14 protein-coding genes and 2 pseudogenes are annotated in these 15,107 nt (G+C 69.9%); 10 read left to right on the top strand and 6 right to left on the bottom strand.

Annotated elements, in window-relative coordinates; all coding sequences use genetic code 11:
- Positions 1-72 precede the first annotated feature (72 nt).
- Both ACH4VO_RS27780 and ACH4VO_RS27775 read right to left on the bottom strand, forming a co-directional pair.
- On the bottom strand, positions 73-489 hold the full coding sequence (locus ACH4VO_RS27780; RefSeq protein WP_360993427.1) for an SMI1/KNR4 family protein: 417 nt from the start codon (positions 487-489) through the stop codon (positions 73-75).
- Between the two features lie 278 nt (positions 490-767).
- A pseudogene (locus ACH4VO_RS27775) lies at positions 768-1,450 on the bottom strand (helix-turn-helix domain-containing protein); the annotation flags it as partial.
- A 130-nt stretch (positions 1,451-1,580) separates the two neighbouring features.
- Between ACH4VO_RS27775 and ACH4VO_RS27770 the strand changes: the two are divergent.
- The 3 genes from ACH4VO_RS27770 to ACH4VO_RS27760 all read left to right on the top strand — a co-directional run bounded on the left by ACH4VO_RS27770 (position 1,581) and on the right by ACH4VO_RS27760 (position 3,641).
- Complete coding sequence (locus ACH4VO_RS27770; protein ID WP_360993430.1) at positions 1,581-2,144, top strand: GNAT family protein; 564 nt, start codon at positions 1,581-1,583, stop codon at positions 2,142-2,144.
- 76 nt (positions 2,145-2,220) lie between these two features.
- Entirely contained in the window at positions 2,221-3,198 is a 978-nt protein-coding gene (locus ACH4VO_RS27765) for a transposase family protein (RefSeq protein WP_360993433.1), read from the top strand.
- 74 nt (positions 3,199-3,272) lie between these two features.
- Positions 3,273-3,641 (top strand): immunity 53 family protein, encoded by a 369-nt coding sequence (locus tag ACH4VO_RS27760; RefSeq protein WP_360993436.1) that lies wholly within the window; start codon positions 3,273-3,275, stop codon positions 3,639-3,641.
- 262 nt (positions 3,642-3,903) lie between these two features.
- On the opposite strand, the gene ACH4VO_RS27755 is transcribed toward ACH4VO_RS27760, so the two are convergent.
- Complete coding sequence (locus ACH4VO_RS27755; protein ID WP_360993439.1) at positions 3,904-4,383, bottom strand: ATP-binding protein; 480 nt, start codon at positions 4,381-4,383, stop codon at positions 3,904-3,906.
- A 198-nt stretch (positions 4,384-4,581) separates the two neighbouring features.
- Positions 4,582-5,661 carry a MarR family transcriptional regulator gene (locus ACH4VO_RS27750; protein WP_360993442.1) on the bottom strand — a complete coding sequence of 360 codons (1,080 nt, stop codon included), beginning with the start codon at positions 5,659-5,661 and terminating at the stop codon, positions 4,582-4,584.
- Between the two features lie 463 nt (positions 5,662-6,124).
- On the opposite strand from ACH4VO_RS27750, the gene ACH4VO_RS27745 reads away from it, so the two are divergent.
- Both ACH4VO_RS27745 and ACH4VO_RS27740 read left to right on the top strand, forming a co-directional pair.
- Positions 6,125-6,217, top strand: a complete 93-nt coding sequence (locus tag ACH4VO_RS27745) for a DUF397 domain-containing protein (protein WP_360993444.1) — start codon at positions 6,125-6,127, stop codon at positions 6,215-6,217.
- Positions 6,218-6,538: 321 nt separating this feature from the next.
- Entirely contained in the window at positions 6,539-7,717 is a 1,179-nt protein-coding gene (locus ACH4VO_RS27740) for a PP2C family protein-serine/threonine phosphatase (RefSeq protein WP_360993446.1), read from the top strand.
- A 15-nt stretch (positions 7,718-7,732) separates the two neighbouring features.
- Here the strand turns inward: ACH4VO_RS27740 and ACH4VO_RS27735 are convergent.
- A pseudogene (locus ACH4VO_RS27735) lies at positions 7,733-8,248 on the bottom strand (transposase); the annotation flags it as partial.
- Positions 8,249-8,733: 485 nt separating this feature from the next.
- Here ACH4VO_RS27735 and ACH4VO_RS27730 point away from each other — a divergent pair.
- The 5 genes from ACH4VO_RS27730 to ACH4VO_RS27710 are packed head-to-tail and all read left to right on the top strand — an operon-like array spanning position 8,734 to position 13,282.
- A complete protein-coding gene (locus ACH4VO_RS27730; protein ID WP_360993644.1) occupies positions 8,734-9,924 on the top strand; it encodes a cytochrome P450 in 1,191 nt (396 codons plus the stop codon).
- 11 nt (positions 9,925-9,935) lie between these two features.
- On the top strand, positions 9,936-10,589 hold the full coding sequence (locus ACH4VO_RS27725) for a TetR family transcriptional regulator (RefSeq protein WP_360993449.1): 654 nt from the start codon (positions 9,936-9,938) through the stop codon (positions 10,587-10,589).
- Positions 10,590-10,601: 12 nt separating this feature from the next.
- Positions 10,602-10,802 (top strand): ferredoxin, encoded by a 201-nt coding sequence (locus ACH4VO_RS27720; protein WP_360993452.1) that lies wholly within the window; start codon positions 10,602-10,604, stop codon positions 10,800-10,802.
- Entirely contained in the window at positions 10,799-11,992 is a 1,194-nt protein-coding gene (locus ACH4VO_RS27715) for an FAD-dependent oxidoreductase (RefSeq protein ID WP_360993455.1), read from the top strand. The genes ACH4VO_RS27720 and ACH4VO_RS27715 overlap by 4 nt, the downstream gene beginning before the upstream one ends.
- A gap of 21 nt (positions 11,993-12,013) precedes the next feature.
- On the top strand, positions 12,014-13,282 hold the full coding sequence (locus ACH4VO_RS27710) for a cytochrome P450 (protein WP_360993457.1): 1,269 nt from the start codon (positions 12,014-12,016) through the stop codon (positions 13,280-13,282).
- Between the two features lie 168 nt (positions 13,283-13,450).
- Here ACH4VO_RS27710 and ACH4VO_RS27705 read toward each other — a convergent pair whose 3' ends face one another.
- A complete protein-coding gene (locus ACH4VO_RS27705; RefSeq protein WP_360993460.1) occupies positions 13,451-15,052 on the bottom strand; it encodes a Na+/H+ antiporter in 1,602 nt (533 codons plus the stop codon).
- Positions 15,053-15,107 lie beyond the last annotated feature (55 nt).

The following is a 15,107-nucleotide window of genomic DNA, read 5'->3' as shown; positions in this document are numbered from 1 at the left end:
GACCGCTGCCGCCTGTGGTCGGCCGCCCCACCGCATTCCCCTCTCACTGCGGACACGTGCGCGTTCGCGCCGTTAATGCTCCCACCGGTCACCGCGCGCCTCGTTCACCATGACGGTCCACCTATCCGGTTCGAGGTCTGGCCGGATAAGCCAGTAGAGGCACTCTCCGTTGTCGGTGGTAGCCCAAGGGATTACTCGGGCCCCCTCGATCTCCAGTTCCGTTGGCTTCTTCTCGAATTCCCATAGGTCTTCGAGGTCTTCGGTCTGGTTCGCTGTCCATTCGAGAAGGTCGTAGTTCTCATTTGGGCACCCAGGCTCTAGGACGTAGAGGTAGTCGTCCCAGTTGCTCCCTCCGTAGACGCGGACGAGTTCCTTGTAGTCGGTGGGAAGCTCGACTCCAAGATCACGCTCGACCGCAGGCCAATCCTTCTGGCAGGGCTCGCTCGGCGCTGGGAAGATTTCGAGAAGGCGAGTCAGGGCGTTGGGCATCGGGGTCCTTTCCTGGTGTCCGAAAATTTTCCATGAAGGGCGAGTTATTTTGTTCGCCTGACCTTGTCAGTCCCCTTTGCTTATTGCGTATAAATGCGGTATTTCCCGACTCGGCGATTCCCGTACTTCTGTGCTGAGTGAACTCGAAACCGTCCGATCCGTAAATCCTCAGACCCCGCAAGACTCTGGCCGAGGCGTTCAATGACCAGCTACTGTTGCTCCACCAAACCGGTGTTGCAGCGACCGGTTGAATCCGGTCAGTACTGGCCGATGCATGTGCCGCGGAAGTAGGTGACGCCGTGGGTGCGGTGGTAGGTCGCCGGGATGCGGTCGGGCTTGGTCTGGGCGGCCCAGCAGGAGCCTGCGGTGGGGCGGATTCCCAGCGGGCCGAACTCGTCGAAGGCGAAGACCCGGTCGGGGAAGTGCTTCAGGAAGTGCTCCAGGATGTGTTCGATTCGGTCCAGTTTGGCTTCGCGTTGGGGGTCTGTGGAGTCCTTCCACGTCTTGGTGCGCTGAAAGGTGACGCCGCGTCGGGCGAGCAGGCAGCGCAGGGCCTCGCGGCCGATACGGATGACCCGGCCGTGGACTTTCCGCAGGCAGGCGGCGAGTTTGCGCAGGGACCAGCGCGTGAAGGGCTGGCCCAGCTTGGTCGGGCGGCTGGTGGCCGTCGCGACGACGAAGTCCTCGTCGTCAGGACTGAGCAGGCGGGGACGGCCTCCCGCCCACTGAGGGTCCAGCGCGGCCAGGCCGATCTGGTTGAAGCAGTGGATGACGTCGCGCATCGTGTCCTCGTCCGCCTGCACGAGCTGGGCGATGACCGGCACGCGGTTCCCGCCGGCCGAAGCCAGCAGCATCATCGCGCGCCGGTAGGCACCGAGCTGGTGCTGCCTCGCCGCACGATCTGCTGCAGCCGCTGCCCCTCCTGATCGGTCAGTCTTCGCACGCGCACCGGCTCGGCCATCGCGACTCCCAGGCAAGTTGAACCAGCCGCGTTCGGTCCTGGACTCGCGGCTGACTTACGAGTAGCCGCACGATAGTGACGCGATCTTGATCGTGTGGGAGCCCCGCGACTTGAGCGCTGGTTTGTGGCGATGCTGGCCTGGCAGGATCAGCTCGTGATGAAAACCTCGGTGACTATGCGTGAGCTTGTTGTCGGTGACTGCCACGCTGTGCATGCCTTCGCCAGCCTGGCGGAGGCTTGCCGCTACCAGGCGTGGGGGCCGAACACCGAGGAACAGACGCGGGACTTCGTCCAAAGCGCGGTGGATGCCCGGTTGCAGTCCCCGCGGGCGAGATTCGTGTATGCGGCCTGCCTCGACGGTGAACTCGTCGGTATCGGCGAGTTGAAGGTTCGTAGCCTGGCCCACCGTCAGGGCGAGATCTCCTATCTCGTCCATCCTCGGGCGTGGGGTCGAGGCGCGGGCACAGCCATCGGCGGGGAACTTCTCGGCAGAGGGTTCAGGCTGATAGGACTGCACCGGATCTATGCGACCTGCGATCCTCGCAACGTCGCATCGGCCCGGGTGCTGGGCAAGCTCGGCATGACCCACGAGGGCCGGCACCGGCACACGGCGCGGATCCGGGACGGCTGGCGTGACTCCGACGTCTTCAGCATCCTCGACCAGGAATGGGCGCACCGGCCCGGGCCTGAATGATCGGGGTATCGGTGGCCAGGCTCCGGCAGCGGCCCTGGTGTCGGAGGGCGAAGATCCGCGCGGGATCATCTGGCGTGTGAAGTCAAGCTGGGCCCGTGCGGCCTGTTCTGATTCTGCCCTGTGCGGGATCTCGAAGGAACACCTGGGTGCGCTGATCACCGAGTTGGCCGGGCCGTGGACCGCCGCCCGAGACTCTGAGCTTGCCAAACGGCGTGGCCACGGTCGACTGCGGGCGGCCGGGGCTGGGCCGGATCACCAGTTGGTCTTCGTGGACCGGGTGCTGGTGACCTTGGTGGTGCTGCGCTGGGCGCTGTCGCACAGGGTGCTCGCGGCGCTGTTCGGAGTCTCACCCTCCACGATCGACCGGGCGGTCGGAGAGGTGCGCCCGCTGCTGGCCGCTCGCGGCTTCGCGGTGCCGGATCGGCCCGGGATCAGGCTCAGGACCCTCGCGGATGTGTTCGCCTATGCCCAGGCCGAGGGGATCACGCTGCGGATCGACGGTACCGAGGTGCAGGTACGCCGCCCGAAGGCGGGGCGGCCGGGCCGTAAGGCGTTCGTGTCGGGCAAGAAGAGGCAGAACACCGAGAAGGCCACGATGATCAGCGACGATCAGGGGCGGGAGCTGTGGCTCGGGGCGATCCGCCCGGGCCGGATGCACGATGCCACCGCAGTACGCACCGAGGGCATCGAGGAGCAGCTGCGGCTGCACCCGAAGGTGAAGGCCGAAGTCGATTCCGGCTATGTCGGCCTGGCCCGCGACTTCCCCGGCCAGGTCAGTGCCCCGCCGAAAAAACCAGCGGCGGACGCCGGGCCGTCCGAACGCAACTTCTACGACCACGCGCGCCGCCGCCAATCCCAACGGCGGATCATGGTCGAGCACGCCAACGCAGAGATCAAGCAGTGGCGGTCGCTGCAACGCTGGACCGGCGAGCGCGACGACCTGCCTGATGTCATCGCCGCAATCGGCGCTTTGGTCTCCGACCGCAGTGCCAAGCGCCCGACCCGCAGCAGGCCGAGCACGGAACTCGACCTCGTCCGCGTGACGGCCTGCTGATCCACCCCGAGCCGAACCGCCAGGCCAGTACGTCCCAAGCCCTATCGTGCGGCTACTCGTTAGCATCTCGTGCCATGAAAGAAGCCGAGAACGTCTTGGACTGGCTGCAGGGTTGGTACTCCGCCCAGTGCAACGAGGACTGGGAGCACGAGTGGGGCATCAAGATCGCCACGCTCGATAACCCCGGTTGGTCAGTCCGCATCGACTTGGAGGAGACCGACCTGGAAGGACACGACTTCCCCCGCCACGATCTCAAGCGCGGCAAGGACGACTGGGTCATGGCCTGGACCTCCGAGATGACCTTCCAGGCCGCGTGCGGACCAGGCAACCTCACCGAGGCACTCACCCTCTTCCGCAAGTGGGCAGTCCAGAACACCCCCAACGAACGGCAAGACGATCACAGCCCGATCCCTCCAGCTCCGGACACCACCCCAAGCCGGTGAACCTATGCGGTCAGCCCAATAGGCAGCTAACGCTACGGGGGCGCGGGGCGTGATCCTCGCCTTCGCCGAGGTACCGCTTGGCCGTTGCCACATGGACGGTGGCCATCTGAGCCTCTCCCACCGGGTCGGCGGTGATGGCCGGCAACCGTACGAACCAGTCGTGGACGGTGTCACAGTCCCAGGCGCCTCGATCGCCACGATGCGGCCCCGGCATCGGCCGCATGACGACCTCGAAATGATGGCTCCCGCTCCGCGGCATGCGTCACGGGGAGATCTCCAGGACCGCCCATACCGTCTTGCCCGGCCCGTCCGGGCTGGGATACCAGCCCCAACGGTCGGTGAGGGCGGCGACGAGAAGCAAACCCTGGCCGCCGTCCTGGTCGGGCGACGCGGGTTCGGCGGTGGGACGGGGGAGGCACTCGCCCCGGGTGTCGGTGACCTCGATGCGGATGGCCGTGCCCTCGGCGGAGAGGCGGAGGCGGAAGTCGCGGCCGGACACGTGACCGTGGCGCACTGCGTTGCTGCTGAGTTCGGCGACGGCCAGTGTCAGCGCGTCGTGCGGATCGCTTCCGTACGGGATGCCCCAGGCGTCGAGACGTTCGCCGGTCAGGCGCCGGGCGAGTCGGGCGCCGCGCGGGGTCGAGCTGAAACGCATCGTGAACTGGTGCCACGGAAAACGGGCGTGAGAGGTGCGCGCTGAATGCGCGGGGCGCACGGGAAGAGGCGGCTTCTTACTGGTCATGTGCTTGACGCTGACGCATCGTGGCCCTGTGTGACCAGGGATGACGTGCTGTCGCCGGGTGGCTGTACGCGGTGTACGTGGGATGTGTACGCGGGAAGGGCAGGGGGTGGGCATGGCAGTCCTTGCCCGACGGGGGAAGAAGTAGCCGCTTCGGGGCCCTGGGCCCCAGCCCTTCGTGCTCTTCCACGTTGGCGGTGGTCAGGGCAGTCGGGTGAGGTCGCGGAGTTGGCTGACCAGTGTGTGGACGTCGCGTTCGGCGGGTGGCACGGCAACAGGGGCTGGGGTGGTGGTGCGGCAGGGGCGGCAGAGGCCGTCGGGGAGTGCTTCGGGTGGGCCGGGGCGGCCGCATTCGGTGCATTCGGCCAGGAGGCGGCGGGCTGGGGTGGGGGCTGTGGTGTGGGTGGGGTTGGTGGGCTGGTGCGGGGGGAGTTTGTCGGTGAGGCGGCGGCGTACGAAGCCGATGGGGGAGTCGACCTGTGTGGGGAGTCCCGACGACAGGGCCTGGATGAGGTAGTCGGCGTTCACGCCGCGTGCGAACCATGTGGCTGCGAGGGGTTCGAGGGCGTGGCAGTCGGCTGCGGAGAGGGTCAGGCGCGTGTCTGCGCGGCCGAGTCGGGCCAGGGCGAGGTAGGCGGGGGAGGGCGCGGCCGGGGCCGTCGCCGGGGTGCGCTGCGCGGGCACGGAGGGTGCTACGGGCGTTGTGGGTGCGGGGTGCGACACGCTTGCGGGGGCGGTCTCGGGGCCCTCGGTGGGCTGTGATGCGGGCTCGGGCGGGGTGGCCGGTGACGCGTGCGCAGGCTGGGGTGACACCGGCCGTGGGCCTGCGCCGGTGTCGGTCGGCGGGGGAGTGGGTGCCGCTTCACGTGGGGGAGTGCTGTTCGCGGTGGTCAGGAAGGTGTCCCACCATTCGTTGTCGCGGGCGGTGCGGGACCAGTAGGTGCGGGAGACCCAGCGGACCTGGTCCCGTTCGCCGGTGAGGCAGCGTACGCGCCGTAGGTGCCCGGCCACTCCGAGGGCTTTGAGGGCGCTGGAGACGGCCATCTGCCCGTACAGGGGGAGGTGTTTGGCCAGGGACTTGATGTCCATCGCGGCGCCGTCGGGGAGCCGGTCGAGGTAGGCGGCGATGTACCGCTCGCGCTCCGGCATCAGGGCGAAGTCGTCCGGGCGGGCCGGGCGTTGGCCTGATGCGGTGCGTTTGCCGTAGCCGGGGCGGGCTTTCGCGTACGGGCGCGAGGATGCGGGTGCGCGAAGGGCAGGACTAAGGTGCTCGGTAGCCACGAGATCGTCCGTTTCGATCTTGAGGTGAGACCCCGGCCCGGTGTTTGCTGCACCGCGTCGGGGTCGTTTCGTCGGGGGCACCGTAAGCAGCCGTGACCGTGCGCCGCAAGCTGACCACGTTTAGTCATATGAGCTGGTCGTGGCGGGATGGGGAGGGTGGGAAGGTTTTTCCCAACCCCCCTCTTACCTACCGGGTGAACAACATCGCTCGAACCTCGGCGCTCGCGTCCCGACCCCCGAATCCCGAAGCTCAAGCGCCGGGCTCGGCCCCCGGATGACGTCCCTCCAACGGGTGACCGATCCGCCCTCGACACTCGAAGCTCGGCGCCTGAGCCCCGAGCGGCGAGCCCGCCCGGGCCATGCCTCGGTCGAGGGAGCGAAGGGCTGGCGCGCACCCGGTCCGCCGACCCTGACTACGACCGGATCGAAGCACACGCCCGAGCGCGCGTATGCCGGACCCTCGATGCGCATCCGGGACTCCAAGCAGGCCGGCGGCCCCATGCTGCCGGTCGGGCCGGACACGTGGGCCGGGTTCGTCGGGCTCGTCGCCGGCTGAGCAACGTACGGGGGAGGGTCCCGCCGTGCGCCGATTACGGCGTTGCGGCCGGGCCCTCCCTGTACGTGCGGGGACTACTCGTCCACGTTCTCCTCGCGGCGCCACACGCAGTCGGCATGTGGATGTCGCTCCGCCGTGGGACGCGCCACATCTGACGCCGCGCGCCGATGCCCACCGGGAGCCGGGGAACAGCCCCTTACCGGCAGACCCCCGCCCCCGGGGTCTGCCCGCTCGTCCGCACTCCACCGGAGCTCGACCGGAAGTACCAGGTGACGAGAGCCGAACCCGGGGAAGAAGGAGCGGCAACGATAGGAGGTCGTCATGGGTGGCGGGGATCTGGAACTGGGGCAGCTTCTGGCTGCCGCTGAGGCGGCACCGCCGGGGGAGTCCGTCGAGGTACTCGCGAAGGACCTGCGCAAGCGCTTCGGGGCGGAGCGTGTGTCGTTCCTGTTCGCTGATCTCGTCGGGCGGCAGCTGCTGCGCCTGACCACGCAGGACGAGGACGACACGGGGAGCGCTCCCGAGCGGATCGAGCTGGAGGGCAGCGTCTACGACGGAGTCCTGCGAAGACAGCGCCAGCACGTGGAACCGGACGGCCAGGGCGGGCGGCGGGTGATCTCGCCGGTGACCAACCGCGGCGACTGCATCGGCCTGCTGGAGGCGACGATGCAGAACGCCGACGACACCGTGCTCGCGCAGATCGAGGACGCGGCGCACGCGCTGGCCTACATCATCGTCACGGACCGTCGCTTCACCGACCTGTACCACGCGGGCCGGCGCACCACCCGGACCAGCCTGGCCGCCGAGATCCAGCACCAACTGCTTCCCTCGTCCTCCTGCTGCGAGGCTCCCCAGTTCACCCTCGCGGCAGGGCTGGTGCCGGCCGACGACATCGGCGGGGACACCTACGACTACACTCTCGACCGCGACACACTGCACCTGTCCATCACCGACGCCATGGGCCACGACACCAACTCCGCGCTGCTGGCCACACTCCTGGTCGGCGCTATGCGCGGCGCCCGCCGCAGTGGGTGTGACGCACTCCAGCAGGCGCAACGTGCCCATGAGGCCCTGCTGACCCACAGCCGCGCCCTGGCCACGGGTCAGCTGTTCTGCGTCGGCCTCGCGACGGGCACCTGCGAACTGGTCAACGCGGGGCATCCCCTGCCGCTGCGCCTGCGCGCAGGTGCCACAGAGGTCGAGGAGGTCCCGCTCGCGGTCGACCTGCCGTTCGGCGTGACCGCCCCCGCCTCCTACCGCCTCCAGGTAATCCGGCTCCTCCCCGGCGACCGTCTGGTTCTCTTCACCGACGGCATGCAGGAACGTGGGGCCGGAGCCGTGGACCTGGCATCCGTCGTGTGGGACACCCGCGCCGCACATCCCAGGGAAGCCGTGCGCGCCCTCACCGACGCGGTGCTGGACGCCTGTCGGGGAAAGCTCAGGGACGACGCCACGGTCCTCATACTGGACTGGCACGGTCCGCGGCGCGAAGACGGGTAGGGCCCGGCCCGCCGGTCAGCCACCCCAGCCCGCTCCCGATTGCCGCGTGCGTGACATGGCCGACGGCTGTGCCGCAGCGTCCGCCCGTACGGTCGGCCGGGCGTCACAGTCGCCCCGCCCCTGACGGCCGACCGGGTGGGACCCCTGCGTGCCACGACCGGAAGACTTCGGGCCATGGGCGGTCAGGGGGTTGCCGGTCAGCCCGGCGGGACGGCGCAGTGCGGCAAGGTGGTGGAACGCCGTGGCCAGTTCATGTCTTCGGGGCCAGGTCGCCGATATCCGCAAGCGCAGGCGGCGGCCGCCGCAGGTGAGGCGGGCGGCGACGCGCAATAGCCGATAGCGGAGCTTCTTCGGCTCGGCAGAGGCCAGTTCGCCGTCCGGCAGCAGGACGGGGGCGCGGGCCGTCAGGTCGATCGCCGCGAGGCCGAGTTCGAGCCAGACGGCGTCGACGGGGAAATGGTGGGAGGGGAAGCGGCCGAAGCCGGTGGTCTTGCCCCACCGGATGTGGTCCTCGACGGTGGCATGCCTGCGGTGGCGGACCTTGAGGAACTTGGCGGATCCGCCCCGGTGTACGGGGTGTCGGTGAGGAACACCTGATGCCGCAGGTCCTCATCCTGGCCGCACAGGGACAGTTGGGCTCCGGGATGCGGCCGCTTGCGGCGCACGATGATGCGGGTGCCGTCCGGGTATCCGGCCAGATCGACCATGCCCGGTCAGTTCGGCGGCCTCGGCGCCGTCACGCAGGGTGCCGTCCAGGTTCAGGGCGGGATGCCGGAGACGGTCGGGCATGGTCCGGACAGCTCGGCGGACCGGCTCGGTGATGGCGTGTCCGACCTCGACGCCCTCCTTCTCGTTCGCTGCAACGAGGTAGGTGCGGGACCGCCGTCCCCACGGAGACTTCACGCCATTTTAAGTCAGTCGCTTGAATGAGAAAGTGTCCTGAGGTTGGCTGAGCCGGTCTGCCAGACACGGACCGAGGAGCCCTTGTGAGTGAGATTCGGCAGCACGACCGCACGATGAGCTACCCGCTCGCCGCCCCAGCGGCGCTCCAGCCCCCCGTGGAGTGGCCCGAACTCCGGCGAAAGTGCCCGGTCGCCCACGTGACGCTGCCAAGCGGCGACAGGGCGACGCTGCTGACCCGTTACGGGGATGTCAGGCTCGCGCTGTCCGACCCTCGCCTGAGCCGTGAGGGCCTGGCTCGGCCCGACGCCGCCCGGATCACCGCCGAAGCGGGCAGCATCTTCGACAGCCCGATGGCCAGGGCGCTCAACGCCGAGGGGCACGACCGCTGGCGGCGCATGGTCGGCAAGTGGTTCACGGCCAAGCGCATGCAAGCTCTCGTGCCCAAGATCGAGGCGATGACCGACCAGCTGGTCGACCGCATGCTGGAGCACGGCCAACCCGCCGACCTGGTACGGCACCTGGCCTTCCCGCTGCCCGTGTACGTCATCTGCGACATGCTCGGCGTCCCGGAGAGCGACCGCGACGACTTCAAGACGTGGTCCGACACCTTCCTCAACCTCACCACGTACACCGCCGCGGAGACGGCCCAGGCGCACCGCGACTTCGGCGCCTACATGGCCGGCCTGACGGAGGAGAAGCGACGGGCCCCCCAGGACGATCTGATCAGCCAGTTGATCAGCGCCACCGACACCGAGGGCCGACCGATGTCCGACCTGGCCCTCGCCGCCACCGGCCAGGCGCTGCTGCTGGCCGGGCACGAGACCACCGCCGGCTTCCTCACCACCATGGCGGCCGTGCTCCTGGCCGACCGTGAGCGCTGGGCGCGGCTGCTGCAGGACCGCGCGCTCATCCGCTCCGCAGTGGAGGAAGTCCTGCGCTACGAGCCCTACACGGGTTTCGGCATGCTCCGCTACGTGCACGAGGACACCGAGGTGCCCAGCGGCGTCGTGCTCACTCAGGGCACCACCGTGGTGTGCAGCATGGCGGCGGCCAACCGCGACACCGACGCGTTCGAGCACGCCGACGACATGGATCCGGCGCGTACCCCCAACCCCCACCTCGCCTTCGGCGCCGGCCCGCACTCCTGCCTCGGCCAGCCGCTCGCCCGCACCGAGCTGCAGACCGTGCTCAAGGTGCTGCTGCGGCGTCTGCCCACGCTCGACCTCGCTGTCGCCCCGGCGGAACTGCGGCGCGTCGAGGGGCTCATCACCACACCACTGCGCGAACTCCCGGTCAGGTGGTGAGGGTGAGCGGCATGAGCGTGCGCACAGAGCGGGCCGCGGAGACCCGCGGGGCGATCATGGCGGCGGCGGAGCGGCTCTTCGCCGAGCACGGGCTGGCCGCGGTGTCGAGCCGTCGGATCAGCGAGGCGGCCGGGCAGGGCAACAACACCGCAGTGAGCTACCACTTCGGCAGCAAGACCGACCTGATCCGGGCGATGATCGAGCGCAGCACCGGGCAGATCGAGCAGATCCGGGAGCGGACGATGGCGGAGGCCGGTGACAGCGACGACGTCCGTGACTGGGTCGGCTGCCTGGTACGCCCGGTCACCGAGTACCTCGCCTCGCTCGGTACGCCGTCCTGGCACGCGCGTTTCGTGGCCCAGGTGATGTCCGACCCCCTCCTGCGGGAGGCCGTCAGTGCGGCGGCGGTCGACCGGCCGCCACTGCGCAGGACCCTGGACGAGCTGGGTCGCCGTCTGCCGGACCTGCCGCGGACTGTGCGTCACGAACGGTCCGACATGGCCCGGCTGCTGATCGTCCACACATGCGCCGAACGGGAGCGCGCCCTGGCCGGGGGGACCAGCTCCCTCCAGCCTCTGTGGCAACACACGGCGACATCACTCACCGACGCGGTCACCGGTCTGCTGCTCGCCCCTGTCACTTCCCACCCCACCGCCGGATCCTGAGGAGGCCCCTTCATGAAGATCACCGTCGACGAGGACAAGTGCTGCGGCGCCGGCCAGTGCGCCCTCATCGCCCCCGAGGTGTTCGACCAGCGCGACGAGGACGGCATCGTCGTCCTGCTGGACGCGGAACCCGCAGTCGAGCGGCACGCCGCCGTGCGTGAGTCCGCGAGTGTCTGCCCGGCAGCCGCCATCCTTCTCGGCGAGGAGGCGTGAGCTCGCCCCGCAGCGTCCTGGTCGTCGGCGCCTCCACGGCCGGGCTGGCCACCGCCGAGGCACTGCGGCGCAAGGGCTACCGGGGCACACTGACCGTGCTGGGCGCAGAGCCGCACCCGCTCTACGACCGGCCGCCGTTGTCCAAACAGGTACTGTCCGGCACCTGGCCGCCCGAGCGGACACGGCTGCGCCCGCAGCGGGCGCTGGACGCGCTGGACGCCGAGTTCCTGCTCGGCGATCCAGCGGCCTCCCTGGACGCCACCACCCGAACCGTCACCTCCGCCGCCGGGCACACGCTGGCCGCCGACGCGGTCGTCCTGGCCACCGGCATCCACCCACGACCCCTGCCCGGCAGCGACGGGCTGCACGGCGTCCACGTGCTGCGCAGCCTGAAGCACGCCGCGGACCTGCGCGCCGACCTGCTCACGGCGGCGAGCGCGGTGGTCGTCGGCGACGGCGTGCTCGGCGCCGAGATCGCCGCCACCGCACGCGCCCTGGGCGTCACCGTCACCCTCGTCGGCCCTCAGCCCACATTGATGGCAAGCCAGTTGGGGCCGCGCGTTGCCGCACTCCTCGGCGAGTTGCACGCCGAGCACGGCGTTCGGCTGGTGCCCGATACGGCGGTCGACGCCTTGACGGGACAGCACGGGCGGGTGCAGGGAGTGCGGTTGGCGACCGGTGAGGTGGTGCCCGCGGACGTGGTGGTCGTCGCCGTAGGATCCGTGCCGATGACCGAGTGGCTCGAGGGCAGCGGCTTGGAGCTGGACGACGGCGTTCTCTGTGACTCCCGCTGCCGGGCTTCCGCGCCGGGCGTCTACGCTGCCGGCGATGTCGCCCGCTGGCACCATGAGCAACTGGGTACCTCGCTGCGGCTGGAGAACCGGACCAACGCCACTGAACAGGCGGGCATCGTGGCCGGGAACCTCCTCGGCGAGGACCGTCCCTACACCCCCGTCCCGTACTTCTGGACCGACCAGTACGACGCCAGGATCCAGGTCCACGGGATACCCGGCGCCGACGCGGACGTGGAGATCGTCGAGGGAAGCGAGGCCGACCGCCGCTTCGTCGCGCTCTACCGCCGAGGCGGCAGGCCCACCGCCGTCCTCGGCTGGAACATGCCCAAGCAGACCCGCCTGCGCCGGCAGGCCGTCGTCGACGCGGCCGACGCCTCCCCGGCGTCGAACCGCTGAGAGCCTTCCAGGGAGAACGACATGACCACCTCGCTCGAGAACGAACCGGCATCGACCGGCATACCGGACTTCCCCGAACCACGGGCGGCCGGCTGCCCGTTCGACCCCTCTCCGCAGATGCGCGGGCTGACCGCGTTCGGCCCGGTGTTCCGGGCCCGTACCTGGGACGGCAAGGCCCCCTGGGTGGTGACCGGCCACGCCGAGCAGAAGACGCTGCTCTCCGACGACCGGCTGAGCGTGGACTTCGCCGCCCCCAACTTCCCCAGCCCCGTCCCCCATCACGGTGGTGAGAGCCACGCCGAGGGCGGCGGGGGCGACAACCACGGCGCTTTCGACCTGAGCTTCGTCGGGATGGACGACCCCGAGCACGCCCGGCTGCGCCGTATGGTCAGTGGGGCGTTCACCATCAAGCGGGTCGAGGCCATGCGCCCGGCAGTGCAGAGGACGGTGGACAGCTTCATCGACCGCATGCTGGAGGGTCCCAAGCCGGTCGACCTCGTGCAGGCGTTCTCCCTGCCGATCCCGTCGCTCGTGATCTCCGAACTGCTCGGGGTGCCCTACGAGGACCACGCGTTCTTCCAGGACAACAGCAAGTTCCTGGTCTCCCTCACCGCCACCCCCGCCGAGCGGGGCGCCGCGCACACCGCGCTCACCGCCTACCTGGACCGGCTGGTCGGCAGGAAACTCGACCATCCCGCCGAGGACCTGCTCTCCCGGCTCGCCGACCGGGTCGGAGCGGGTGAGCTGACCCGCCGCGAAGCCGCCGCCATGGGGGTCCTGCTGCTGCTCGGCGGACACGAGACCAGCGCCAACATGATCACCCTGGGCACCATGTTGTTGCTCCGGCACCCGGAACAGGCCGCCCTGGTCCGCGAAGCCGAGGACTCCGAGGTCGTCGTCAACGCGGTCGAGGAGATGCTGCGCTTCCTCACCATCGCCCACCTCGGGCGACGCCGCACAGCCCTGGAGGACATCGAGATCGCCGGGCACACCATCCACACGGGCGAGGGTGTGATCATGCTCGGTGAACTCGCCAACCGGGACCCCGCCGTCTTCGCCGACCCGGACCGACTCGACATCACTCGCGACGACGCCCGTCGGCACCAGGCATTCGGCGCGGGTACCCACCACTGCGTCGGCCAGCCCCTGGCCCGCATGGAACTTCAGGTCATCTACCCCACCCTGCTGCGCCGCATCCCCACCCTCCGCCTGGCGACCCGCCTGGACGAGGTCCCGTTCAAGTACGACGCCGTGATCTACGGCGCCCACGAACTGCTCGTCACCTGGTGACCGGGGCGCACCGAAAACCGCTGGGCGGCCGGGGGACAGGCAGGTGATACGGAGGGGCCCCGCCGGGCTCCGTCGCCGGGACCGCTGAACGGAGCCGTGAGACGGCGGAGCCGCACCGGAGCTTTCAGGTCCGGCTCCGTCGTCACGAGGATGCGAGACTGCCCGCTCCTACTCGTCGTCCCTCACCTGCGCGAGGCGTACCTCCTCCGCGTCCAGCTGTTCCTGCACACGCAGCAGAACGGCGTCGTCGATGCGGTGCTGGTCGCGCAGGGCGATGACGGCGGAGCGTTTGTGCTGCAGGAGGGCCATGCGCAGGGAGGTCTCCTGTCTTCGGCGCCGCACGAGCGGTCCCGACTTCGGGTCGCTCGCGGTTCCGGCGTCGTGCATCGTGTGCAGGTGGGTCTCGTACTCGGCGCGCAGCCGCTCGGTGACCTCCGTGTCGGTACCGAGGTCGGCCGCTGTCGCGGGAAGGGCGTCGAGCGCGGCCCTCGCGGCAGCGTTCCGGGCGAGGGCGAGTTCTCGCCGGGAGTCCGTGTCGCTGGGCAGCCGTGCCCAGCGGGCGACGGCCGGAAGGACCAGCCCCTGCACCACGAGGGTGGCGACGACGACGCCGGCGGTGACGAAGACGATCGTGTCGCGGTCGGGGAACGGTGCGCCGGAGTCGAGCGTGTAGGGCACGGAAAGGGCCAGGGCCAGAGAGACGGCTCCCCGGAATCCGGCCAGGGCGCTGACGACGCGAGCCCGATGACTCATCCGGCGTTCGCGCTGCCGCGGGCGCCGGTCCAGTGTCCTGATCGTGTACACCGAGACGAAGAGGAACGTGAAGCGGACGAGGACCAGCGCACAGGCCACCGCGGCCACCATCACCACCGCCTCGGTCAGGGCGGTGCTGGACAGGCCGCGGACCGCAGCTTGGGCTTCGAGCCCGACCAGGACGAACAGGGCACCGTTGAGCAGGTACATCGCCAGGGGCCAGAACGCCTCCGTCTGCCGCCGCGCCTCCGCCCGGCCCAGGCCGGGGGCGGCCTGGCTCATGATCAGCCCGCACACCACCACCGCGAGTACCCCCGACGCCTCGACCTGCTCGGCCACCAGGTAGGCGCTGAACGGGATCAGGATGATCGTCAGGTTGTCCAGCAGGGTGTCCCCGAACCCGCGCACCCGGCGCCGCAGCAGGATGCCCAGCCACGCCACCAGTGCGCCGGCCGCGATGCCGCCCCCGTAGGACAGGGCCACCAGGCCGCTCACGTGGGCGGCGCTGAGGTGTTCGGAGCCCACGGTGACACCGACCGCCAGACTGTAGACGACCAGCGCGGTGCCGTCGTTGATCAGCGACTCGGCGCGCAGCAACGTGACGTTGCGCCGCGGCAGCAGCCGGGACACGACGCCGACGGCGGTGGCATCCGTCGGAGCGACGGCGGCGCCCAGCACCCAGGCCGGGCCCCACGGCAGGCCGAGCGCGTGGGCGAGGGCTGCCACGGCCCAGGCGGTGACGACGACCAGCAGGGTACCGGTCAGCACGATGCCGCGAAGGTCACGCCGGATCGCGCGCAGCGAGGTCGTCACGCTCTCCCAGTACAGGAGCACCGGCAGGAAGACGAGCAGCAGCACGTCCGGCGGCAGTTCCGTCCTGCGCAGGGCGGGCACGAAGCCGAGCAGGACGCCGGCGGCGAGCTGCATCACGGGTACGGCCACCCGCAGCCGATGGGCGAGGGCCCCGCTCACGAGCAGTGTGCACCCGAGGATCACGACGAACTCGAGCGCGGCCATGAGCCTTCCTCCAAGGGGGCTGTCGGGCTGGCGGGGGTCAGTGGCGGTGTGGATA

It is taken from the genome of Streptomyces sp. NPDC020780, assembly GCF_044334475.1.
Lineage (GTDB): Bacteria > Actinomycetota > Actinomycetes > Streptomycetales > Streptomycetaceae > Streptomyces.
Note: the sequence above shows the minus strand (reverse complement) of the source record. Positions and strands in the feature narration are given on the sequence as shown.